The following is a 22223-nucleotide window of genomic DNA, read 5'->3' as shown; positions in this document are numbered from 1 at the left end:
ATGATCAATCGCGAACCTGAAAGAACGGCGAGCGGGCAAGTATGGCGTTGACGTCAGTTACCAGACGCACCTGCTCTGGTGCAGGGCTCGCTCCTTCATCACCATTGATCAGCAGATCAAGTTCGATGAGCACTTTGCGGTATTCATCCTCGTCCCGGATCACGCCCTCATTCCGGATCTTATGCAGATAGGTTTCTCCAAACAGAGCATCACGAGCGAGGATGGCCTTGAATGATGCCCAGCTCTTCGCTCCCATGGTCTCGCGGGCGACCACGAGCAGCTCCTTTTTCATGCCGTTCAGATAGGTCTTGCGAGCAGGCCTGTCCTGTTGAAGTTCGAAGGAAAGCAGTTCGCGACAGTGGGCGGCGAGCACGGACGCATCAGGTACCTTTTCAAGAACGCCCATCATGAACGTCAGCTCTGCCACCAGCCTGGTGATTTCATCGGAGACGGCTCTTTTTTCATCTTTGCTCATGGTCGAAAGCGGATTTCACCGCAGGGTCCTCCAGGCTGAATACGGAAACACATTCGTTGATACCAGTCACCAGATACTCTTTCACATCCGGGTGAAGACCATGCAGGCAGGTGCCAGACCGAGAACGGTCCACAGAATGAGTCCGCGCAGATCGGCCGCATACACAGGCCGCAACGCCATCAACAACAGGCCGCCCAGCGCCTGGCGCTCAAAAGCATTTTCCTGCCGATGTGCGACGACTGCTGACGATCGATTTACTTCCGATCAACACTTGAGACAAATGGCAGTGCGATGCGCTTCACTATCGACGCTCGTCCATCTTTCCGCAATGACCTGCTCTTCCACTCATGGCAAGACATACGGCTTGCCGATCAACTTGGTCTCAAAGAGACGGAACACGGCCTTGGACGTATCAAGGTCAGGATATTGCTGTTTGACTTTATCCAGATATTGCGTGAAGTCGGCACGCGTCTCCGGATAGAAGCGCCAAGGCATGGGGGCCTGCACGCAGTCGAGCGCGAAGTGCCCCACGTAGACGATCTCTCCGGCACCGACCTTGAAACTGCCTACCTTGGAGCGCCCGTCCTGAAACAGGCTCTTGCGGTCACCGCTGAAATGCGCTGTTTGCGTCATGGAACGCGCCACATGAATCAGATAGAGACTGAATTCATACTCCCCGGGATCAACCAGGAAGGCGTAATTGGAAAAGGGAATCTGCTGTGCATTGCCTGATTCCGCGCCCTGAATGACCAGCTCGGGACGCTGGCTCAAGGGCCGGGTGCCAGGCTCGATCTTGTCAAATCCCAACAACTGCAACTGTGCATAGTCGTTGCGGCCGCAGCCCCAGCTGCGTCCCCAGTTGGCTGAAATCAGCACGACGCCCTTGGTACCTGCAGCCTGCTCCTGCGCCGCGCTGGTGAAGGGCTGCGCGGGCTCGGCCTGGGCCGGGTCACCCAGCAGCAGGCACGTTGACGCAGTAAGGGACAAGAGCCAGTTTCTGGCTGACATTCCGGATATCGTCTTCCGCAGCTTCATGAGTTCCCCTTTTTCTTTGTTTATTTCAAGTTCACTGTGCAGTTGATAACGGCGCATTCAGTCCGATTATTCTTTTTTGGCGCAGCGTGACGACAAGATCGATCGCTCCAGGACGTCGCTGACTTTTCGAATCGCTTCCGGGGTACAGTTTTCTACATTTGGCGTAGGCGATATTTTTGCCGGCTGACGGGTGAAGCTTCGGTAAGCGAAGACAACCATGATGGCCACGGCAATGACTGCGATGGCCACATTCGCGCGCGTTTTCAAATCAGGACTCCTCGTTGATTCTTGATAAGCGAGAATGATACCGTGCGTGAGCTGCTCATGAGAACTCGAAGAGCTTATCCGCGATACTGTTCCGACCAGTCAAGACGTCGTTCTGCCCACTCGTCTACTTCAGATGCATCTGCATACGAAAGCAATGCGCCCAGCTTGGTCGCTCCCTTTGCCAATGCAAGAACACCCAGAATAATTCGTACAAGAGATTCGTCACAGTCCCTTGCCAAGTCAGACGTCGCAATAGGCACAACGCGGCACCAGGCTTCCTGATAACTCTCCATCAGCCAATCCGGGACAGCAGGATTTCCCCTGCGGTGACGCTCAGTTTCGATGGCGGCAATCAGGGCGTAGAAATTCCAGTCCCGGCTTCCATTTTTCATTGCCATCGCCACCAACTGCGGCACGGCCGCATAGGAAGCAATTCCGACGTCACCCTGGTGATACAGCTCACTCCAGAGTTCATCCCACACATCCATGCCATTGCGCAAAGCGCGCAGCGCAATTGAGGCATCGTATGGCAACCGATAGCCTCCTTCAAATTCCTTCCACCTCGGATCATCCAGACTCAGCAATATCACTTCCCCTCCTCAATGACAGCCTTGAGAAATGCAGCAACATCCAAAGGTGCCTGCTCGCGCGCCAGCGTATCACCGCCAAGCATCACGCCATAGCTCAGGCAGCGCCTCGCTTCTGCAGTTGCATCCGCCCCCGACAAGACCTGATCACCTTTGCGCATCACGAACTGGTTCGAATCAAGATCGTAGCTGCCATGACAGTCGCGGGCGCTGGTAGCGGACTTGATCACATGCAGCCGCGTCGGCCTGTCAAATCCGTGATAGGCATCGGGATAGGTTTTCAGCGTGACCTGGGCACCCTGCTTGCGCAATGCATCGGCATACTCCACACACGGTGCGGCCGGCGTGTAATTGTCCTTGCCGCCAAGCAGCATCAGGATGGGCGCACCATCCAGATGGGTCGAGGTGTAGTTAATGCCGCAACTCGGATAGAAGGCGATGTGTGCGGCAAAGCGCAGATCGTCATCCATCACGGCGCGGCGAAAAGGATCGAGGGCCGAATACAATGCCGCGATGCCGCCGCGCGAGAATCCCATCACGCTGATCTTTTTCCTGTCGATACGCGGGTCAGCCGCCAGCAGGCGCAGTGCAAAATAGGCATCGGCGATCCCCGCGCTCATCGACAGCTGCGTCTGGTCCGCCTCGGTATTGGAAACGCCTCGCCCCGTAAAACTGTCCACCACGAAACTGGCATAACCCATTGCGTTCAGGCGTTGCGCCCAGACTTTCTCGCCTGGATTGACGCCGCTGCTTCCGTGCAGGATGACGACCGCCGGCACGGGCGAAGTAACTGCGTCGGGGAAGGTAAGACGTCCCGTGATCGAGACCTTCTCGTTGGCAGCGCGCTCCACGAAATCCATGATCCTTTTGGGTGTGACTGACTCAAAGGTGAGGGTCGTGCCATGACTTTCTTCAGGAACAAGCGGCGATGGCGAAGCCGCATTCGCACTTCCGATACTGAGGAAGAACGTGACGAAGATGACCGTAAAAGTCTTGAACGAATTCATTCGTTGCGCTCCTCCATGTCAGTTCAATTCCGGTTCACCGATCCCGCCCTTGAGCAAGCGCGAGCATTTCCGCCAGCATGTTGCGCAATGCCTCGGCCTCCAGCGCAACCATGCCGGAAGCGGTCCGCCTCTCGCCTTGCCTGACATACCTGCCCACCATCTGATAACCCAGCGAATAACCCACCCATCGCGGCAACGTCCCAGTCCCGAAGAACCAGGCCCCGTGATCATGATCGTCGCGACTCCACATCTGCAGCGCCAGCGCGATGGTCTCGCTCATGCTCAGAATATCCAGCGTTTCCCAGGGCTCCGGATCCCCACCCAGGAGCTCTTGCGCGAAGTGTCCCGCCAGCCCCTCCGACACCAGCGCCTCGCCCAGTGTCGCCCCGTACCCGGGACCATCCCAGCGCGCGGCATGATGCAATTCGTGGGCGAACATGCGTTCCAGCGAAGACTGTGCATTGGCCAGCAGCGCGGGATGACCGGGATCGATGGTGAGGTGGATCAGCCCGGGGCGCGGAGCATATCCCAGCAGTCCCTTCTCCGGCACCACCTGTTTTCCGGCCTGTATGACCACATCCAGCGGCTGCAAGGGCAACAGCTGCGCAGCCTTGGCATGCGTCTGCAGCAGTGCATCGCTTATCCATGCGCGCAAGGGCGTCAGGCTTGCACGCGCATCGAGAAAATGCAGATGAATCGTCATGAACTCCTCATGAAAATCATGGCCTTTCCGAAAGCCTGTGGGACAACGCATTGCGAAGGCGGCCTCTCCCCCTGCAGAGGGAGCATTGAACCACGATTACGTATCGATCATCGCCCAATCCCCAGCGTCCTCTCAAAATGCCCCACCACCGCCCGCACCTTGGCCGAATGCTCACGGCTGCGCTGCCAGACGATATGCAGAGGCAACCCCTGCGTCACATGCGCAGGCAAGATAGCCACCAGGCTACCCTCACGCAAGGCCTGCTCCACCACCCAGGTTGCCAGCTGCGCAATGCCCAATCCCGCCTGCACCGCCGCCACCTGCGCCTCGGCCTGTCCAAGAATGATGCGCCCTTCCGCATGCTGGCGTACCACCGGCTGATCGCCGTCCTTGATGAGCCACGGACTGCTGCTGCCATCTGCACGCGCATACAGCACCGCATCATGTGCCTGCAATTCCTGCAGGGTGCGCGGCTCGCCACGGCGGGCAAGATAGGACGGCGCAGCGCAGAACACCAGTTCTTCATGTCCGAGGCAGGTATAACCCAGCGTGGCCGGCCAGACGTCGCCGCCCCCGATGCGTACCACCACATCGAGCCCCTCTTCCACCAGATCGACGAAGCGATCCGTGAAGGACACCTGCGGCGTGACCTGCGGATGTTTCTCCGCAAAGGCCAGCAGCGACCCCATGCCGCGCAAGCGGCCAAAGGTGGCAGGCATGTCCACGCGCAGCCGGCCCGAAGGCGCCAACTCATCCGAGGCCAGCATGTCCTCGGCGCTCTTCAACTCATCCAGCACGCGCACGCAGACCTGATAAAACGCATCACCCGCATCGGTCAACTCAACGCGTCGCCGGCCCCGCTGCAACAGCGGGCGCTTCAACCGCTCCTCCAGCCGCGCCACGGCCTTGCCCACCGCTGAATTGGTGAGATGCAGACGCTCCGCCGCCGCCGTGAAACTCCCGGCTTCGACGACGGCAACAAAGGTCTCGAGACCTTTCAGCCTTTCCAGTGGCGACATCTTGCACTCCCGCAGATGGAATATTTCTCCAGATAAGTGACGATTTTATATCCAACAGTGGACATTTTTTCTCACCTACCATGGCGGGCCCAAATTCAAAACGGAGTTTTTCCCATGCCAACTGCCCCCAGCGCCACCGCGCGCACCCGCACTCAGCCAGCGCAAGATACGCAGGGCGGCAGTGCCTCGATCGCCATTCTCGCGGTGGCCGCTTTCGTCATCGTGACCACTGAATTCCTGATCGTTGGGCTGCTACCCGCACTGGCGCGCGATCTGCGCATCAGCGTGGCCAGTGCCGGCCAGTTGGTCACGCTCTTTGCCGTGGTGGTGATGCTGTGCGGTCCGCTGCTCACGGCCAGCCTGGCGCATCTGGAACGCAAGCGCCTGTTCATCGTCATCCTGGTGATCTTCGCGCTTTCGAATGCACTGGCCGCACTGGCCTGGAACATCTGGATACTGGCCGTCGCGCGCCTGGTGCCGGCGCTGGCACTGCCAGTGTTCTGGGGCACGGCCAGCGAGACGGCAGCACAGATCGCCGGACCGCAAAAAAGCGGACGCGCAGTGTCGACGGTCTATCTGGGCATCTCGGCGGCCATGCTGTTCGGTATTCCGCTGGGCACGCTGGTGTCGGAGGCCGTCGGCTGGCGTGCCGCCTTCGGCCTGCTGGCGCTGCTGTCGCTGCTGGTGGCAGTGTTGATTGCGGCTGTGGTGCCGCGCGTGCGCAGCGCCCCCAGCGGTGGCATGGCGGCGCAGGCACGCATCCTGAAGAGCCCCTTCTTCCTGGCCAACGTGGCACTGTCGGTACTGGTCTTCACGGCCATGTTCACGGGTTATACCTATCTGGCCGAGATGCTGGAAAAATCCGCCGGCATCGCCCCCGCGCATGTCGGTTGGTGGCTGATGGGCTTTGGCGCGGTCGGCCTGGTCGGCAATTGGCTGGGCGGGCTGTGGGTGGATCAGAAGCCGCTCGCCACCACCGCCCTCTTCTGCGCCATCCTCGCGCTGGGCATGGCGGGCAGCATGCTGTTGAGCCAGGCGGGCTGGGCCTTTGCGCTGGCACTGGCGGTATGGGGCATCGCCAATACGGCGCTCTATCCGATCTGCCAGATCCGCGTGATGAAGGCTGCTTCGGGCGCGCAGGCGCTGGCCGGTACGCTCAATGTCTCGGCCGCCAATGGCGGGATCGCGCTCGGTGCCGCGGTGGGCGGTGCGGCGCTGTCGTCGTGGGGCACCGGTCAGGTGGGCTATCTGGCGGCGGGGATTGCGATGCTGGCGGTGGTGATGGCTACCATCGTGGCGAAACTCTCACCGCGCTGACAGCACGCCGCTGCGCTCAGCGCCTCAACCAAGAAGGCCGGCATCAAGCCGGCCTTCCTCATTCAAGACGCATCACTCAAGCCTCTTGCTGCACCCGCGCCGCCTTGGCCACGAAACTGCAGACCGCTTCGGTCACCTGCACCGTGGTCGCCTTGCCGCCCAGGTCCCCGGTATGCAGCGCCGGATCGGCCGTGACCGCTTCAATGGCCTGCATCACCTGCGCCGCTGCATCGTGCTCGCCCAGGTGTTCCAGCAGCATCACCACCGACCAGAAGGTACCGACCGGATTGGCCAGGCCTTTGCCCATGATGTCGAAGGCCGACCCGTGGATGGGTTCGAACATGGACGGATAGCGGCGCTCCGGATCGATGTTGCCGGTGGGCGCAATGCCCAGGCTGCCCGCCAGCGCAGCGGCCAGGTCGGAGAGGATGTCGGCATGCAGATTGGTGGCCACGATGGTGTCCAGCGTGGCGGGACGGTTGACCATGCGCGCGGTGGCGGCGTCGACCAGTTCCTTGTCCCACTTCACGTCCGGGAATTCCTTGGCAATCTGCACCGCGATCTCGTCCCACATCACCATCGCATGGCGCTGGGCATTGCTCTTGGTGACGACCGTGAGCAGCTTGCGCGGACGCGACTGCGCCAGCTTGAAAGCGAAACGCATGATGCGCTCGACGCCGGCGCGGGTCATCATCGAGACATCGGTGGCCGCTTCGATGGGATGGCCCTGGTGCACGCGGCCACCGACTCCGGCGTATTCGCCTTCGGAATTCTCGCGCACGATGACCCAGTTCAGGTCTTCGGCACGACAGCGCTTGAGGGGCGCGTCGATGCCCGGCAGGATGCGCGTGGGGCGCACGTTGGCGTACTGGTCGAAGCCCTGGCAGATTTTCAGGCGCAGGCCCCACAGGGTGACGTGGTCCGGAATGTGCGGGTCCCCGGCCGAGCCGAACAGGATGGCGTCCTTGTCGCGCAGGGCATCGAGGCCATCGGCGGACATCATCACGCCGTGCTGGCGGTAGTAGTCTCCACCCCAGCCGAAGTCCTCGAAGTCGAAGGCGAGGTCGGCACGGGCGGCGGCCAGGGCTTGCAGCAACTGGCGGCCCGCAGGAATGACTTCCTTGCCGATGCCGTCGCCGGGGATGGTTGCGATGCGATAGGTTTTCATGTCTCCAGCCTTTCTTGATGAGATGCGGTGTGGGGTCTCGCAAAATGACGGCATGCGCCGCGTCTTTGCATGCGGACTACTTTACCCATACTGAAAGGACAGGAACCGGTGCTAGACTTAAAGCATTCTTAACCTGAATTCAACAATCCATTTTTTGTTTTCCTGGCGAGGTTTCATGCAGGACACCGTTCTTCCCGCCGACCTGCGTTTCTTTTCCGTGCTGGCCATGGCCGGCAGTCTCTCTTCGGCCGGGCGCGAGCTGGGACTGACCACGGCGGCGGTCAGCAAGCACCTCACGCTGATGGAAGCGCGGGCCGGCGTGCCGCTGGTCAACCGCACCACGCGCCGCATGATGTTGACGCCCGAGGGCGAGCTCTATCTGGAACATGCGCGCCGCATCCTCGACCAGATCGATGAATTGTCCGAACTGCTGGGCAGCTCCAAGCGCCGCCCGGAAGGCCTGCTGCGGGTCAACGCCACACTGGGATTCGGGCGCAGCCATGTGGCGCCGGTGATTTCCAGATTCGTGACGCGCCATCCGCAGGTGTCGGTGCAGTTGCAGTTGTCGGTGATGCCGCCGCCGCTGACCGAGGACAGTTTCGATGTCTGCATCCGCTTCGGCGAGCCGCCCGATACCCGGGTGGTAGCGCGGCGGCTGGCATCCAATGCGCGCCTGCTGTGCGCCTCGCCGGACTATCTCAGGCGCAGGGGCATGCCGCAGACGCCGCATGACCTGGCCAAACACAATTGCGTGGGCATCCGCCAGGGTGACGAGGCTTATGGGGTGTGGAAGCTGTCTTCGGGCAGCGGTGCTTCGCGCAAAACGGAGACGGTCAAGATCCGCGGCAACCTCACCACCAATGACGGCGAGATCGCGGTGAAGTGGGCGCTGGATGGGCACGGCATCCTCATGCGCGCCGAGTGGGATATCCGCAGCTATCTGGAACAGGGGCGGCTGGTGCAGGTGCTGCCGGGCTGGCTGACGCCCAATGCGGATATCTTTGCGGTGTATTCACAGCGCCAACAGCTGTCGACGCGGGTGCGCAGCTTTGTGGATTTCATTGCGCGTGAGTTGGCTGAAACTTCGCCCAAGCCGCGTATTACCGTGTTGGGCAAGCGCTAGCAGCGCGGTGCAGCTTCCATCCGCCCCCGCGCCCGCGTTAAGATAGCCGCCAACCCCGTCCACCCGCCCAGTCACTTCCTTCATGACGTCCAGCCAAGCGCCCGCCGATCTCGCCACCCGCCGTGCCGGCAAGCTCACCGACACGGTCTATGCCAGCCTGCGCGATGACATCTACGCCTTCCGCCTGCTGCCCGGCGACCGCTTTGCCGAGAACGATGTGGCCGAGCGGCTACAGGTCTCGCGCACGCCCGTGCGCGAAGCGCTCATGCGCCTGCAGAGCGAAGGCCTGGTGCGCGGCCACTTCCGCAATGGCTGGGAAGTGGTGCCAATCGACCTGGCCCGCTTTGCCTCCCTCTACGAATTGCGCGAGATGCTGGAGCTGCACGCCGTGCGCAAGCTGTGCTCCCCGCGCATCGCCCCGGCCGTGCGCCAGCAGCTGGTGGCCGAGCAAGGCGCGATCTGGCAGTGCGCCCCCGGCGACCGCCTGCCCGACGGGCTGGCCGTCGCGGCCCTGGACGAAGCCTTCCACTGCGCGCTGGTGCAGGCGGCCGGCAACCCCGAGGCCGATACCGTCTACCGCCAGCTGGCCAACCAGCTGCGCATCATGCGGCGCCTGGACTTCGCCTATGGCGACTGCATCGATGACACCTACGCCGAACACCGCGCCATCCTCGATGCCATCGCCCGCAGCGATGCCGCTCTGGCTGGCGAGCTGATCGCGCGTCACATCGAAGACAGCCACACCGTGGTCGAGCGCCTCACCATCGCCCGCCTCGAACAGGTACGCGCCGAGTCGGTGCAGGCTGCACCGGTGCCGGGCAACGCACCGGCAACGACACCCACCCGCCGCAAGCGTTTTGGCTGAAAAAGTGAAGCTTTGCGCCTGAACTGCGGGTCGCAGGCGGGTTTTTACGCTCCCGAAGAAGAATTGCACCGATTTTCCTGTGCCGGATTTGCCTGGGAGCAAATGGCACGAAAGCTGCTTTTGTGGCTGGCAGGATTTATGCATACATAAATTCAGTCCAGCGGCATCCTGCCCGATCCGGCAAGGCTGACCGTCCCACTCTGGCTTTCTGTACAGGAGAAACGCATGACCACCCTCACCCAAACCGCCCCGGCGAGCGCGCAGGGCCTGCTGCGCAACCGCTGGTTCCAGCTGTTGATCGGCCTGATCTGCATGATGGCCATCTCCAGTCCGCAATACGTGTGGACCTTGTTCACCAAGCCGCTCACGGCCAAGCTGGGCGTGCCGCTGTCGGAGCTGCAGATCACCTTCTCGATGCTGATCGTGCTGCAGACCTTCTTCTCGCCCTTCCAGGGCAGCCTCATCGAGCGCTTCGGCGCGCGCCGCCTGATCGCCATCGGCACCTTCATGTCCGGCCTGTCCTGGATCCTGGCGGCGCAAGCCTCCACCATCGGCATGTTCTATTTGGCCTATGGCCTGGTGGGCGGACTCGGCACCGGCATCGTCTATGTCGGCGTGGTCGGCCAGATGGTGCGCTGGTTCCCGGATCGCCGCGGCTTTGCGGTGGGCATGGTGGCGGCCGGTTACGGCATGGGCGCCATCCTGACCACCTTCCCGATCTCGGCCTCGCTGGCCAGCGCCGGGCTGGAAACCACGCTCTGGCAATTCGGCCTGGTGTTTGCGGTGATCGGCGTGCTGGCCGCACAGGCCCTGCGCTCGCCTGACGCCAGCCATGCAGCCGCCATGCCGGCCCCGGCCATAGCCGCCAGCAAGCTCGATCTGGCGCCGCGCCAGATGCTGCGTACGCCCCTGTTCTGGCTCATGTTCGTGATGATGACCATGATGTCGACCTCGGGCCTGATGGTGACCTCGCAGATGGCCACCTTCGCGCGTGACTTCGGCGTGGCCAACGTGATGGTGTTCGGGCTGGCCGCGCTGCCGCTGGCACTGACCATCGACCGTCTCACCAATGGCCTGACGCGCCCCTTCTTCGGCTGGATCTCGGATCGCTACGGCCGCGAGAACACCATGTTCTTCGCCTTCGCGCTGGAAGGCGTGGCCATGGCGCTGTGGCTGGCCACGCGCGAGAATGCGGTGCTGTTCGTGCTGCTGTCGGGCATCGTCTTCTTCGGCTGGGGCGAGATCTTCTCGCTCTTCCCCTCGACCCTGACCGACACCTTCGGCACCCGCAACGCCACCGCCAACTATGGCTGGCTCTACATCTCGCAAGGTATCGGCTCGATCTTCGGCGGCCCGCTGGCGGCCATGATGCATGAGAAGACCGGCAGCTGGCATCCGGTCTTCGGGACCGCCATCACGCTGGACATACTCACCGCCTGTCTGGCGCTGATGGTCTTGAAACCCTGGCGCGCACGCTATCTGGCCAAGGCCGGCAACTGAGCACCGCCTGCCCTCCCCGCGTTCCCTGATGCCGGCCTTGTGCCGGCATCGTCGTTTTTGCCCGCGCCTTCTCCTGATGCAGTGGCACATGGCTGCCGAGCTTGTACCGCGCAGGTACCGTATACTTGCAAGCTTGTTGCAAGTCATTGCAACGCGCCTGCAACGCCCCTGCAACTCCTTGCAGCCCTGCCGGTCTGACCCACCCGCGCCTCATCACAAGAACATCACCTGCTGCCTCATGGAAATCGTCTTCACCGTCCTGATCCTGCTGCTGGCCGTCGCCGTCTCCGGCGTGGTCGCGCGGCTGGCTCCCTTCAAGCTGCCGCTGCCCCTGTTCCAGATCGCCCTGGGCGCGGTGCTGGCCATGCCCATGTTCGGCCTGCGCATCAGCTTCGATCCGGAGCTGTTCCTGCTGCTGTTCATCCCGCCGCTGCTCTTCACCGATGGCTGGCGCATGCCCAAGCGCGAATTCTTCCGCCTGGCGCGCCCCATCCTGGCGCTGGCCCTGGGTCTGGTGATGTTCACGGTGGTGGGCGTGGGTTACTTCATCCACTGGATGATCCCGGTCATCTCGCTGCCCTCGGCCTTTGCGCTGGCGGCCGTGCTCTCGCCCACCGATGCGGTGGCGGTCTCGTCCATCGTCGGCAAGGGCCGCCTGCCGGCCTCGATGCAGCACGTGCTGGAGGGCGAGGCGCTGATGAACGATGCGTCCGGCCTGGTGGCCTTCAAGTTCGCGATTGCCGCCGTCATCACCGGCACCTTCTCGCTGCTGGACGCCAGCATTTCCTTCGTGCTGATCGCCGCCGGCGGCATCGCCGTGGGGCTGATCGTGGCCTGGGGCTTCGGACTGATCCGCCGCAAGATCATCGAATGGGCCGGTGACGAGCCGGGCATCCAGGTGGTGCTGCTGTTGCTGATCCCCTTCACGGCTTACATCTTTGCCGAACACTTTGGTTTGTCCGGCATTCTGGCGGCGGTAGCGGCGGGCATGCTGATGCCCTATCTGGAGACGGCCGGTGGCGAATCGGCGGCCACGCGCTTGCAGGGACGCAGCATCATGACCATGCTGGAATTCGTCTTCAACGGCATGTCCTTCCTGCTGCTGGGCCTGCAATTGCCGGGCATCGTCAGCCTGGCCCACGTGGATGCGCAGATGGCGGGCAATGTGCCGGTGTGGCATCTGTTCGTCTACATCCTGGCCATCACGGTGGCGCTGATCGTGCTGCGCTTCGTGTGGGTCTGGATCAACCTGCGCATGCGCCGCTTCGCCTCCGCCCTGCGTGGCCAGAGCGGGCGCAACCGCAAGTTCGATTTGCGGCTCATCAGCATCACGGCGCTTTCCGGCGTGCGCGGGGCCATTACGCTGGCCGGTGTGATGTCGATCCCGCTGCTGCTGAAGGAACATACGCCCTTCCCGGCGCGTGACCTGCTGATCTTTCTCGCCACCGGCGTGATCCTGTGCTCGCTGCTGTTCGGCAGCTTCCTGCTGCCCTGGATGCTCAAGGATCTGCAGCTCGATGCCGAGGTCAAGCGCCGCCGCGCCGAGGAAATGATGGCGCGCCTGCGCCTGTCGGAGGCAGCCGTGCGCACCATCGAGGAGGCGCAGGAACGCATCGGCGTCAATCTCGATGAATCCGATCTGGCGTTGTTGATGGAAGTCAGCGGCAGTCTGTTGGCGACCTATCGCATGCGCATGAATGCGGAGAGTGATTCGGAAGAAACCCAGCGCGCGGCCAACCGCTTCAAGCAGTTCGAACGTGAACTGCGGCTGGAGGCAATCCGCGCCGAGCGGCTGGAAGTGCACTACCTGCGCGCTGAACAGCGCATCAATGACGAGACCTTCCTGATGCTCATCAACCAGATCGACATGGCCGAGACCTGGTTGCTGGGATCATTGAATGCGCCGGGGCAGCATCACTGACCCGACATCCCTCCCGCGTACCGCAACAACGACAAAGCCCGCAACGCCCTTGTACCGGGCGTTGCGGGCTTTGTTGAATCCAGGTTAAGAATCCGGAATTGGCCGCTCATTGGCCAATGCGCGGCCAATTCACGTCACCGGCAAGGCAGGAATCAGGCTACCGAATTGACGGTCGTGCCGATGATCTCTCCGGTCGCATTGCGCGAAGCCTGCTCGCGGCGATTGCGTTCCTGGCGGGCGTTTTCGGCGCGGGTTTCATCGGCCTGGATTTCTTCGAGGCGACGCTGCTCGGCCTTCAAGGCGGCTGCGGCTTCTTCGGCGCGGCGCACGGCCACCGGATCGTTGGCCTTGCCAGTGGTCGGTGCATTGCCGTTGGGGTCGGAGACGACGCCGTTGACGGCAGAGGAAATGTCCATGGCCATGATGGGCTCCCTTTGAAACGAAGGCTGAGGAATGATGACTGGCGGCGACAGGATGTGCCTTCCAGTGGAACGAATGCCGACTATGTTACGCCCATTGCAGCGCTCTGCCACAGGGAAAATCCTGAAAAGGGGTGATTTTTGTGCGGACGGTACGGAGCGGCTTGCGCGGTCGTCAACAAATCCCGATTTCCCGATATCGGCATGGCAACTTCCTTGCCACGCCGGCAAGAGGCCTCAGTGGCAATCCGGTACGTTCTGGTCGAGGTAGACCTCGAAGGCCACGTTGTTGACCCACTTCTTGATGGTTTTGTCCCAGAACGCATCGTTCCATCGCGCGGCCAGTTGCCGTGCGGCGGCCAGGTCGGCCGGGTCATTGCCGCGTACCTGCAGCACCAGCGCCTGGCGCGTCACCGGCGGCAGTTGCGCGGAAAACTTTTTCCATTCGGGCAGCTTCAACAGCGCCTTCATGAGCGTGTCGTCATGCACGGCAGCATCGCACTGGCCGATGCGCACGGCCAGCAACGAATCGGCCGGGGCCGGCATCACTTTCTCGATGGCGGCATAGCGTGCGCTGAGGGTGCCGACATAGGGCGACCCGGCGGAGACGCAGACGGTGCGGCCTTTCAGGTCTTCCCATTTGCGGATGGTGGTATCGGTGCGCATGATGGCCATGCCACCGGCGCTGTAGCCGGTCGGAACCATGATGACGTCGGCCGCGCCCGCCTGGGCGACATCGATGCGCGTGAGCACGACATCAGGACGCACGCCCTTCAATGCAGCGCGGTCCTGCGTAGTGGGCTGGAGGTCGGCCTTGAGCTTCCACTGTGCGGCAAGATCCTCGGCCGGCACGATGGCGATGTTTTCCGGGGTACGGAATTTCATGCCGCCCTTGTAGACCGGCGGCACGTGGTCCAGCCCGATGCGCACGGTGTCGCTGCGGCGTGCGCCATCGAGCACGCCAGCCTGCGCGGCGCCCACGGTCAGGCAGGCCGACGCCAACAAGGTGAGGCGAACGAGGGTATGCATGGCGGGCATAGCTTCAGACGTACTGGTACTTGAGCAGGCGATGCTTGAGGTTTTCCAGAATTACCTGGTCGATCAGCGCGGCCAGGATGGCGATGGTGAGGATGTTGGCCATCACGCCGATCATGTCGGCCGTCTCGCCCGAGTAGGCCAGCGTGCGGCCCAGGCCCTTGCCGAAACCGACCAGCATTTCAGCAGAGATCAACGCGCGCCAGGCATTGCCGAAGGCCAGCTGGGCACCGGTGATGAGTTCGGGCATCACTGCCGGCAGGTACACCCGGCGCAGCATGGACAGGCGCGAGGCCCCCATCACGCGGGCCGCCGAGACATGCACCTGCTGCACGCTCTCGGTGGCATTCATGACCGAGAGTGCGGCCGGGAAGAACGCGGCGATGGCCACCACCACCACGATGGGCAGGTTGCCGAAGCCCATCAGGATCAGGAACAGCGGGACCCAGGCAATCGAGGGAATCGATTGCAGGATCACGATGGCCGACTTCAGTACTTCACGGAAGAAGAACAGCACCGCCCCGATCAGGCCGAATCCGATGCCCAGCACCAGCGCCGAGCCATAGCCCAGGCCCAGGCGATAGAGACTGCCGAAGAGGGCCGTGCGGAAGCTGCCGGACTGCACTTCCTCCACCAGCCGCGCGGCCACCTCGGGCACGCCAGGCATCAGGAAGGAGGGCAGCGACCAGGCCGCGATCTGCCACATCAAAAGGATGAAGACGATGGCCAGCAGCATGGCCAGTTTCTTGCGGAGTCCGGTAACGCGACGCTGTGAGCTCATAAGGACAGGAAAGACAATGGCCGGACAGCGTCCGGCCAGGGTGAATACAAAAGGAAATCGATCAGGCGCAGTGCCGCATCACAGCTTGCGCGCGTTCTGCCACGACAGGTCGGTGATGGAATTCACATCGAAGGGCTTGCCGTCGCGGGTCTTGAGCGAACCTTGCGATTGCAGGATATCGGCGATTTCCTGCATGCGGTCCTGGTCCTTCTTGCTGATTTTGGGGGTGAAGGTCTGGCTCTTGATGGCGTCGCGGATGACGTCTTCGCGCAGCATCTCGCCATGCTTCAGGGTCTTCAGGGTCGGTTCGGCGATGAAGTAGCCGGCGATCAGCTTGGAGGCTTCGGCAGGCTTCTTCTGCAGCAGGGTGATGGCGTCGCGTTGCGCATCCAGCGACTTCCAGACGGCATCGCGCTTCTTCTTCAAGGTCTCGCCGGAAGTGATGACGACCATGCAGGGGAAGGGCCAGACTTCGCCGATTTCATAGACCTGCTTGACCGGTGCGATCAGTTGCGCAATGCGCGCCTGCGGCTCGAACAGGAAGGCCGCATCGACGCGCTTGCCCACCAGCGACTGCACCGCCACCTGGGGCGAGACGCCCATGACGTTGACGTCATCGGGCTTCACGCCCGCATCACGCAGGACCACGCCCTTGAGCACGGTGTCAGCGGTGCTGCCTTCGGCTTGCGAAGCCAGGGTCTTGCCCTTGAGGTCAGCCACCTTGTTGATACCGGAATCCTCGCGCGCCACCAGGGCGTGATAGCCCAGCTGCGCACCGCCGACCACCTTCAGGTCCGCGCCCTTGGAGGCCCAGGCCACGGCATTGGAGAAGCCGAACACGCCGCTGTCGAGCTGGCCGCCGACGATGGCCTTGACCAGGTCGGTGCCGGACTTGAATTCGATCAGTTCCACATCCAGTCCGTATTTCTTGTAGAGGCCGGCTTCATAGGCGGCCATGGCCTGGGCATCGTCCATGACGCGCAGGTAGCCGATCTTGAATTTTTCCAGGGCCAGGGCGTTGCCCGAGAAAGCCAGGGCCGCGGCGGTGATGGCCGGTGCCAGGATGCGTGCGAGTGTCATACTCCTACCCCTTCCAGGTTTTTTGCAAATTCGTCCTGCTCGGCGTGGATGCCCAGCAGACAAAGGATTTCGCGGCGGGTGGCCGCAAATTCGGACAGGTCGTGCGTCTTGTCGTGATGCACGAGATTGAATTCCTTCAAGACCTTGGCCGGACGCGGGCTGAACACGAAGATGCGGTCAGCCAGGAACAGCGCCTCGTCCACATCGTGCGTCACCAGCACCACGGTCGGGCCCTGCTGGCGGATCAGGTCGCGCAGGGCATCCTGCAGGGTCATGCGGGTGAGCGCATCGAGCGCCCCGAAAGGCTCGTCCAGCAGCAGCGCCTTGGGCTGCGAGATGAAGGCGCGCGCCAGGGCCGCGCGCTGGCGCATGCCGCCCGAGACCTGGTGCGGATAATAATTTTCGAAACCCTTGAGCTTGACGTTCTCCAGCCAGACGCGGGCCTGGTCGGCGGATTTCTTCTTGTCGACATTCTGGAATTCCAGTGCCAGCGCCACGTTCTGTTGCAGCGTCAGCCAGGGATAGAGCGCGTTTTCCTGGAACATCAGGGTGCGCTCGGGATGCGGTCCGCGAATGGCCTGGCCGTCGGCGGACACGGTGCCGCTGCTGGCTTTTTCCAGACCGGCGGCCATGTGCAGCAGGGTCGACTTGCCGCAGCCGGAGGGGCCGACCAGCGCGACCAGCTCACCCGAGGCGATCTCGCGGGTGAATTCCTCGATCACGTGCAGGTCGCCGAAACGCTTGGCGACGTTGTTGAAAGATAGCTTCATGTGGTCCGCGGACGGGCCGCGCGTGGAATGGATGGAACGGAAGAGGCGCGCCGGTGCTGGCGCACGCGCCGGTCAGAAACTTCACAGGCTGCTCCAGCCTCCCCCATTGAGTCAGGCATGCACTGTACTGAGGCCGGCTATGCAAAACAACTACTTAAAAATCGTATGCTTATTCGTATTTCGAATAAGAAAGGTGGGCAAAACGCATAAAGGCGTCAGCCCTTCGTCAGCCTTTGCGCCTGCCATTGGGCCAACAGGCTCTGCACATCGGGATAGCGCAACTGCACGCCCAGCTCCTCCTTGATGCGCGCATTGTGGAGGCGGCGCGATTCCGACATGAAGGACAGCATCATCGGCGAGACGCTGCGTTCCAGCTCGCTGCGCGGCAGGCGCGGCGGACGGGAAAGACCGGCGGCATCGGCGACGGCGTCGAAGTAGTCGCCCATCTTGAGGTCGGTATCGTCGACAGCGTGATAGACGCGGTTGGGCGCGCCCAGGCGCATCGCCGCCAGGCAGATGCGGGCCAGGTCGTCGGCGTGGATGTGGTTGGTATGCACGTCCTCCTGCGCCACCAGCGCCGGCAGGCCCTTGTGCAGGCGCTCCAGCGGCAGCCGGTCGGCGGCGTAGATGCCCGGCACGCGCAGGATGGAGAGCTTGCCGTGGCGGCGCCGGGCCCAGGCGCGCAGCACGGTTTCGGCGTCCACACGGCGCACGGCGCGGGCGTTCTGCGGACGCACGCTGCGGGTCTCGTCGAAACTTGCGCCAGCGCAATCTCCGTAGACACCGGTAGTACTCACATAAACCAGGCGCGCGCCCTCGGGTAAAATGGCGGCCAAATTGCGAGTGCGGCGGTCGATGCGGCCCTCGGACTGCGGCGGCGCCAGATGCACGATGGTCGGTGCCAGGCGCGCCAGGCGGCCCAGCGTCAAGGGGGCGTCCAGGTCGGCCACGATGGGAACGGCCCCGGCGGCGCGCAGTTCGGCGCGGCGCCCGGGGTTGCTGGTCACGGCCAGTACGCGGTAGCGCGGCAGTAGCAGCGGCACCAGCCGCAGGCCGACATCGCCGCAGCCCAGGATCAGTACGCGGGGCAGGCCCAGTTTTTTCACGGTGTTCAATCCAAATTTATTCAGAAGCAGAATTGTATGAGTTTCCAAGTCACAGTCCAGCCCAGCGGTCGCCAATTCTCCTGCGACGCCAGCGAATCCATCCTCACGGCCGCCATCCGCGCCGGTGTCGGCCTGCCCTACGGCTGCAAGAACGGCGCCTGCGGCTCCTGCAAGGGCAAGCTGGTCTCGGGTGAGGTCGAGCACGGTCCGCACCAGGTGCGCGCCCTCTCGGAGCACGAGCAGCAGCTGGGCCATGCCCTGTTCTGCGTGGCCAAGCCGCACAGCGACGTCACCATCGAAGCCCGCGAAGTGGCCGGCGTGGGCGAGATCCCGGTGCGCAAGCTGCCGGTGCGCGTGGCCAAGCTGGACAAGGTGGCCGACGACGTCATCATCCTCTCGCTGCAGCTGCCGGCCAACGACCGCCTGCAGTACAAGGCCGGCCAGTACGTGGAATTCCTGCTGCGCGACGGCAAGCGCCGCAGCTACAGCATGGCCACCGCCCCGCACCGGGACGAGCACATGAGCCTGCACATCCGCCACCTGCCGGGCGGTCTCTTCACCGACCAGGTCTTCACCACCCTGAAGGAACGCGACATCCTGCGCATCGAAGGCCCGCTGGGCACCTTCTTCCTGCGCGAGGATTCCGACAAACCCATCATCCTGCTGGCCTCCGGCACCGGCTTTGCGCCCATCAAGGCCATCGTCGAGCAGTTGGAACATGCGGGCTCGAAGCGCCCGGTGACGCTGTACTGGGGCGGCCGCCGCCCGCAGGACCTGTACATGAGCGCCCTGTGCCAGCAGTGGGAACAGGACCTGCCCAACTTCAAGTACGTGCCGGTGGTCTCGAATGCCCAGGCCGAGGACAACTGGAGCGGCCGCACCGGCTTCGTCCACCGCGCCGTGATGGAAGACTTCCCCGACCTGTCGGGCCATCAGGTCTACGCCTGTGGCGCGCCAGTCGTGGTGGAATCGGCACAGCGCGATTTCAGCGCCGAATGCGGCCTGCCGGAAGACGAGTTCTATGCCGATTCCTTCACTTCCGAAGCCGACCTGGCCAAGGCCGTGTCGGACACCCCGGCCGCCTGACGGGCCGGGTGCGGGCGCCGGTGCTGTCATGCCGGCGTCACGCACATTTGCGAAGATGCCGCGCAAGCCTGATGCCGCGCGGCCCGGCGAGATGCGATGAAATTGCAACGGTGGCCCGCCCGATGCGCCTGCAAGCGGCTCCGGCGGGAAATTTCTTTTTGACGCTCTGCGCAAAACGTCCTAAACTTCACCGCATGATCGCCAACGCCACATTCTTACGACGCCGCAGCCAACCTGAGAAAGGTTTGCTGCTGCGCGCGTGAAGTGAAACGAATCGCGAAGCCACAGGCAAACCCTGTGGCTTTTTTTTATTCGCCATTTTGGGTCTGTCGTGCGCCTGCCGCCTAGCGCTTAGTGCTCATGTGTCAGCAACGGTCTGCACCACCCTCCCAACCACCCTATTCTTGCAGGAGCCTCTCGATGCAATTGAACCAGTCCGACACCAACAAGCTGATGTATGTCACCAACCGCCCCGAGCTGGTCTTCACCGAAGGCCATGGCATGTGGCTGACCGACCACAACGGCAAGCGCTATCTCGACTACCTGCAAGGCTGGGCGGTCAACACCCTGGGCCACTCGCCGCAATGTATCGCCGATGCCCTCAACGCGCAGAGCAAGAAGCTGATCAACCCGTCGCCGGCCTTCTACAATGCGCCCTCCATGGAACTGGCCGAGCTGCTGACGGCCAACTCGGTGTTCGACCGCGTGTTCTTCGCCAACAGCGGTGCCGAAGCCAACGAAGGCGCCATCAAGCTGGCCCGCAAGTGGGGCAAGAAGAACCCGGCCGCCGATGGCTCCTCGCGCTTCGAGATCATCACCTTCAAGCACAGCTTCCACGGCCGTACCCTGGCCACCATGTCGGCCAGCGGCAAGGACGGCTGGGACACCATGTTCGCCCCGCAGGTGCCGGGCTTCCCCAAGGCCATCCTGAATGACCTGGCCAGCGTCGAAGCGCTGATCGGCAGCCACACCGTGGCCGTGATGCTGGAGCCGGTGCAGGGTGAAGGCGGCGTCATCCCGGCGACCAAGGAATTCATGCAAGGCCTGCGTCGCCTGACCAAGGAAAAGAACCTGCTGCTGATCGTCGATGAAGTGCAAGCCGGCATGGGCCGTACCGGCCAGCTGTTCGCCTACCAGCACTCCGGCATCGAACCGGACATCATGACCCTGGCCAAGGGTATCGGCGGCGGCGTGCCGCTGGCGGCCCTGCTGGCGCGTGAAGAAATCGCCTGCTTCGAAGCCGGCGAACAAGGCGGCACCTACAACGGCAACCCGCTGATGACCGCCGTGGGCGTGGCCGTGATCAAGGAACTGCTCAAGCCCGGCTTCATGGAATCGGTGCGCGAGCGCGGCCAGTACCTGCGCCAGCGTTCGCTGGAAATCTCCGAGAAGTATGGTTTCGAAGGCGAGCGTGGCGAAGGCCTGCTGCGTGCCCTGCAACTGGGCCGCGACATCGGTCCGCAGATCGTCGAAGCCGCACGCAACCTGGAACCGGTGGGCCTGCTGCTGAACTCGCCGCGCCCGAACCTGCTGCGCTTCATGCCGGCCCTGAACGTGACCAAGGAAGAGATCGACCAGATGTTCTCCATGCTGGAAGACGTCCTGGCCAAGATCGGGAAGTAAGCGATGGCGGGGCGCGCAAGGATGGCATTGACGCACAGGGCCGCTGCGCCCTCTTCCCGGTCGGCACTGGCTGCAGTATGTGCGGCACTGGTGCTGGCCGCCTGCGGCACGGCACCGACCGCGCCCCCCATCGCCCGGCTGCCCGGTGCCCCGCAATCGCAGGTACCGGCGCTGCCGGCCACCGACAATGGCAATGAAGTGGCGCTCTATGCGCTCTCGCTGATCGATACCGGCTACCGCTTCGGTGGCAAGAATCCGTCGGCGGGTCTCGATTGCAGCGGCATGGTCAGCTACATCTTCGGCCAGGCCGCCAATTACCGCATCAGCGGCAGTGCCGCCGACATCGCCCGCCAGGGCCGCCAGATCGATCCTTCGCAATTGCGCGCGGGCGACCTGGTGTTCTTCAACACCCAGAACCGTCCCTTCTCGCACGTGGGCATCTATCTCGGCGATGGCCGCTTCGTGCATGCACCTTCCACCAATGGCAAGGTGCACATCACGCGCATGGACAATCCCTATTTCTCGCGCCGCTTCGAAATGGCGCGCACCTACTTCAACTGAACTACTTCAACTGAAGCGAAGCCTTGCGGGCGGGCCGTTTGCGCGGCGCGCTCTCCTGCTGCTGGCGGTTGCCGTATTCCCGGATCAGATTGGCGCTGTAGCGCGTGAAGGCGATGTCCATGTGCCGCCGCATGGCCGCGCGCGCCTGCTCAGGGTTGCGCTCGCGCAGGGCCTGCATGATGAGGCCGTGCTCCTCGATGGCTTCCTGCCAGACGCGGGTGCCGTCGAAGTGGCTGTGCAGGCGCTCGAACAGCGGGCCCAGGCGGGCATCGAAGAGCTGCGTCACCAGCCCGACCAGCACGCTGTTGCCGGTGGCCTCGGCCAGTCGGATGTGAAAGAGGCGATCGGCTTCCAGCGGATCAATGCCCGCTTCGGCATGCGCGATCATGAGCGCATAGGCTTCCTCGACGGCAGCGATCTGCTGCTTGCTGCCATGCTGGGCGGCGGCATAGGCCACTTCGCCTTCGATCATCTCGCGCGCACGGATCAGTTCCAGCGGTCCTTCCTCGCCGGACAGGTCATGCCGCAACTCGCGCTGCATGGGCGGTGCACAGACATAAATGCCCGAGCCCATGCGCACTTCGATGTAGCCCTCCACCTCCAGCGCAATGAGCGCTTCGCGCAACGATGGACGGCTCACGCCCAGCTGCACCGACAGTTCACGCTCGGACGGCAGGCGTGAACCGACGGCAAATTCTCCGTCCACGATCAGCTTGCGCAGCTGGTCGCTGATCTGCCGATACAAGCGCTGCGGTTCGATCGCTTCGATGGGCAT

Annotated in this window: 23 protein-coding genes; 8 read left to right on the top strand and 15 right to left on the bottom strand. The window is 63.1% G+C overall.

Going from position 1 to position 22223, the window contains the following annotated elements; genetic code table 11:
* Nucleotides 1–4 precede the first annotated feature (4 nt).
* The 7 genes from ACWHXP_RS02775 to ACWHXP_RS02745 all read right to left on the bottom strand — a co-directional run bounded on the left by ACWHXP_RS02775 (nt 5) and on the right by ACWHXP_RS02745 (nt 5093).
* Nucleotides 5–475: a hypothetical protein gene (locus ACWHXP_RS02775; RefSeq protein WP_209567273.1), complete on the bottom strand. Its 471-nt coding sequence runs from the start codon at nt 473–475 to the stop codon at nt 5–7.
* Between the two features lie 345 nt (nt 476–820).
* Nucleotides 821–1567 carry a hypothetical protein gene (locus ACWHXP_RS02770; RefSeq protein WP_209567275.1) on the bottom strand — a complete coding sequence of 249 codons (747 nt, stop codon included), beginning with the start codon at nt 1565–1567 and terminating at the stop codon, nt 821–823.
* Nucleotides 1568–1576: 9 nt separating this feature from the next.
* Entirely contained in the window at nt 1577–1777 is a 201-nt protein-coding gene (gene trbK, locus ACWHXP_RS02765) for an entry exclusion lipoprotein TrbK (protein ID WP_489637757.1), read from the bottom strand.
* Nucleotides 1778–1851: 74 nt separating this feature from the next.
* Complete coding sequence (locus ACWHXP_RS02760; protein WP_489634558.1) at nt 1852–2367, bottom strand: hypothetical protein; 516 nt, start codon at nt 2365–2367, stop codon at nt 1852–1854.
* Entirely contained in the window at nt 2364–3371 is a 1008-nt protein-coding gene (locus ACWHXP_RS02755) for a dienelactone hydrolase family protein (RefSeq protein ID WP_489634559.1), read from the bottom strand. Before ACWHXP_RS02755 ends, ACWHXP_RS02760 begins: the two co-directional genes overlap by 4 nt.
* 34 nt (nt 3372–3405) lie before the next feature.
* Nucleotides 3406–4074: a DUF2268 domain-containing putative Zn-dependent protease gene (locus ACWHXP_RS02750; protein ID WP_489634560.1), complete on the bottom strand. Its 669-nt coding sequence runs from the start codon at nt 4072–4074 to the stop codon at nt 3406–3408.
* Between the two features lie 107 nt (nt 4075–4181).
* Nucleotides 4182–5093, bottom strand: a complete 912-nt coding sequence (locus ACWHXP_RS02745; protein ID WP_489634561.1) for a LysR family transcriptional regulator — start codon at nt 5091–5093, stop codon at nt 4182–4184.
* 114 nt (nt 5094–5207) lie between these two features.
* Here ACWHXP_RS02745 and ACWHXP_RS02740 point away from each other — a divergent pair, with 114 nt between their 5' ends.
* Nucleotides 5208–6410 carry an MFS transporter gene (locus ACWHXP_RS02740; protein WP_489634562.1) on the top strand — a complete coding sequence of 401 codons (1203 nt, stop codon included), beginning with the start codon at nt 5208–5210 and terminating at the stop codon, nt 6408–6410.
* 76 nt (nt 6411–6486) lie between these two features.
* On the opposite strand, the gene ACWHXP_RS02735 is transcribed toward ACWHXP_RS02740, so the two are convergent.
* Nucleotides 6487–7578 (bottom strand): tartrate dehydrogenase, encoded by a 1092-nt coding sequence (locus ACWHXP_RS02735; protein WP_489623460.1) that lies wholly within the window; start codon nt 7576–7578, stop codon nt 6487–6489.
* Between the two features lie 175 nt (nt 7579–7753).
* Here ACWHXP_RS02735 and ACWHXP_RS02730 point away from each other — a divergent pair, with 175 nt between their 5' ends.
* From ACWHXP_RS02730 to ACWHXP_RS02715, 4 genes are all read left to right on the top strand, one after another.
* On the top strand, nt 7754–8701 hold the full coding sequence (locus ACWHXP_RS02730) for a LysR family transcriptional regulator (protein WP_489634563.1): 948 nt from the start codon (nt 7754–7756) through the stop codon (nt 8699–8701).
* A gap of 82 nt (nt 8702–8783) precedes the next feature.
* A complete protein-coding gene (locus tag ACWHXP_RS02725) occupies nt 8784–9566 on the top strand; it encodes a GntR family transcriptional regulator (protein ID WP_039784589.1) in 783 nt (260 codons plus the stop codon).
* Between the two features lie 225 nt (nt 9567–9791).
* Nucleotides 9792–11066 carry an oxalate/formate MFS antiporter gene (gene oxlT, locus ACWHXP_RS02720; protein ID WP_121045131.1) on the top strand — a complete coding sequence of 425 codons (1275 nt, stop codon included), beginning with the start codon at nt 9792–9794 and terminating at the stop codon, nt 11064–11066.
* A 238-nt stretch (nt 11067–11304) separates the two neighbouring features.
* On the top strand, nt 11305–12987 hold the full coding sequence (locus ACWHXP_RS02715; RefSeq protein ID WP_039784578.1) for a Na+/H+ antiporter: 1683 nt from the start codon (nt 11305–11307) through the stop codon (nt 12985–12987).
* A 152-nt stretch (nt 12988–13139) separates the two neighbouring features.
* Here the strand turns inward: ACWHXP_RS02715 and ACWHXP_RS02710 are convergent, their stop codons facing one another.
* From ACWHXP_RS02710 to ACWHXP_RS02685, 6 genes are all read right to left on the bottom strand, one after another.
* Nucleotides 13140–13409 carry a hypothetical protein gene (locus tag ACWHXP_RS02710; RefSeq protein WP_034338578.1) on the bottom strand — a complete coding sequence of 90 codons (270 nt, stop codon included), beginning with the start codon at nt 13407–13409 and terminating at the stop codon, nt 13140–13142.
* 234 nt (nt 13410–13643) lie between these two features.
* Nucleotides 13644–14435, bottom strand: coding sequence for a type 2 periplasmic-binding domain-containing protein (locus ACWHXP_RS02705; RefSeq protein ID WP_489634565.1), 792 nt, complete (start codon nt 14433–14435; stop codon nt 13644–13646).
* A 13-nt stretch (nt 14436–14448) separates the two neighbouring features.
* Nucleotides 14449–15222, bottom strand: a complete 774-nt coding sequence (locus tag ACWHXP_RS02700; RefSeq protein ID WP_088754909.1) for an ABC transporter permease — start codon at nt 15220–15222, stop codon at nt 14449–14451.
* A gap of 78 nt (nt 15223–15300) precedes the next feature.
* Nucleotides 15301–16302: an ABC transporter substrate-binding protein gene (locus ACWHXP_RS02695; RefSeq protein ID WP_343742066.1), complete on the bottom strand. Its 1002-nt coding sequence runs from the start codon at nt 16300–16302 to the stop codon at nt 15301–15303.
* Nucleotides 16299–17072, bottom strand: coding sequence for an ABC transporter ATP-binding protein (locus ACWHXP_RS02690; protein WP_329802337.1), 774 nt, complete (start codon nt 17070–17072; stop codon nt 16299–16301). Before ACWHXP_RS02690 ends, ACWHXP_RS02695 begins: the two co-directional genes overlap by 4 nt.
* A gap of 215 nt (nt 17073–17287) precedes the next feature.
* Nucleotides 17288–18178, bottom strand: a complete 891-nt coding sequence (locus ACWHXP_RS02685; protein WP_489634566.1) for an NAD-dependent epimerase/dehydratase family protein — start codon at nt 18176–18178, stop codon at nt 17288–17290.
* A gap of 36 nt (nt 18179–18214) precedes the next feature.
* On the opposite strand from ACWHXP_RS02685, the gene ACWHXP_RS02680 reads away from it, so the two are divergent.
* The 3 genes from ACWHXP_RS02680 to ACWHXP_RS02670 all read left to right on the top strand — a co-directional run bounded on the left by ACWHXP_RS02680 (nt 18215) and on the right by ACWHXP_RS02670 (nt 21448).
* Nucleotides 18215–19264, top strand: coding sequence for a CDP-6-deoxy-delta-3,4-glucoseen reductase (locus tag ACWHXP_RS02680; RefSeq protein WP_489623465.1), 1050 nt, complete (start codon nt 18215–18217; stop codon nt 19262–19264).
* A 420-nt stretch (nt 19265–19684) separates the two neighbouring features.
* Entirely contained in the window at nt 19685–20887 is a 1203-nt protein-coding gene (locus ACWHXP_RS02675; protein WP_034334028.1) for an acetylornithine transaminase, read from the top strand.
* A gap of 3 nt (nt 20888–20890) precedes the next feature.
* Nucleotides 20891–21448 carry a C40 family peptidase gene (locus ACWHXP_RS02670; RefSeq protein ID WP_288063899.1) on the top strand — a complete coding sequence of 186 codons (558 nt, stop codon included), beginning with the start codon at nt 20891–20893 and terminating at the stop codon, nt 21446–21448.
* Nucleotide 21449: 1 nt separating this feature from the next.
* On the opposite strand, the gene ACWHXP_RS02665 is transcribed toward ACWHXP_RS02670, so the two are convergent.
* Complete coding sequence (locus ACWHXP_RS02665; protein ID WP_259432821.1) at nt 21450–22223, bottom strand: FadR/GntR family transcriptional regulator; 774 nt, start codon at nt 22221–22223, stop codon at nt 21450–21452.

The organism is Herbaspirillum sp. Her2 (assembly GCF_057961375.1).
The sequence above is the reverse complement of the archived record's forward strand: the minus strand, read 5'-3'. Positions and strand labels throughout refer to the sequence as shown.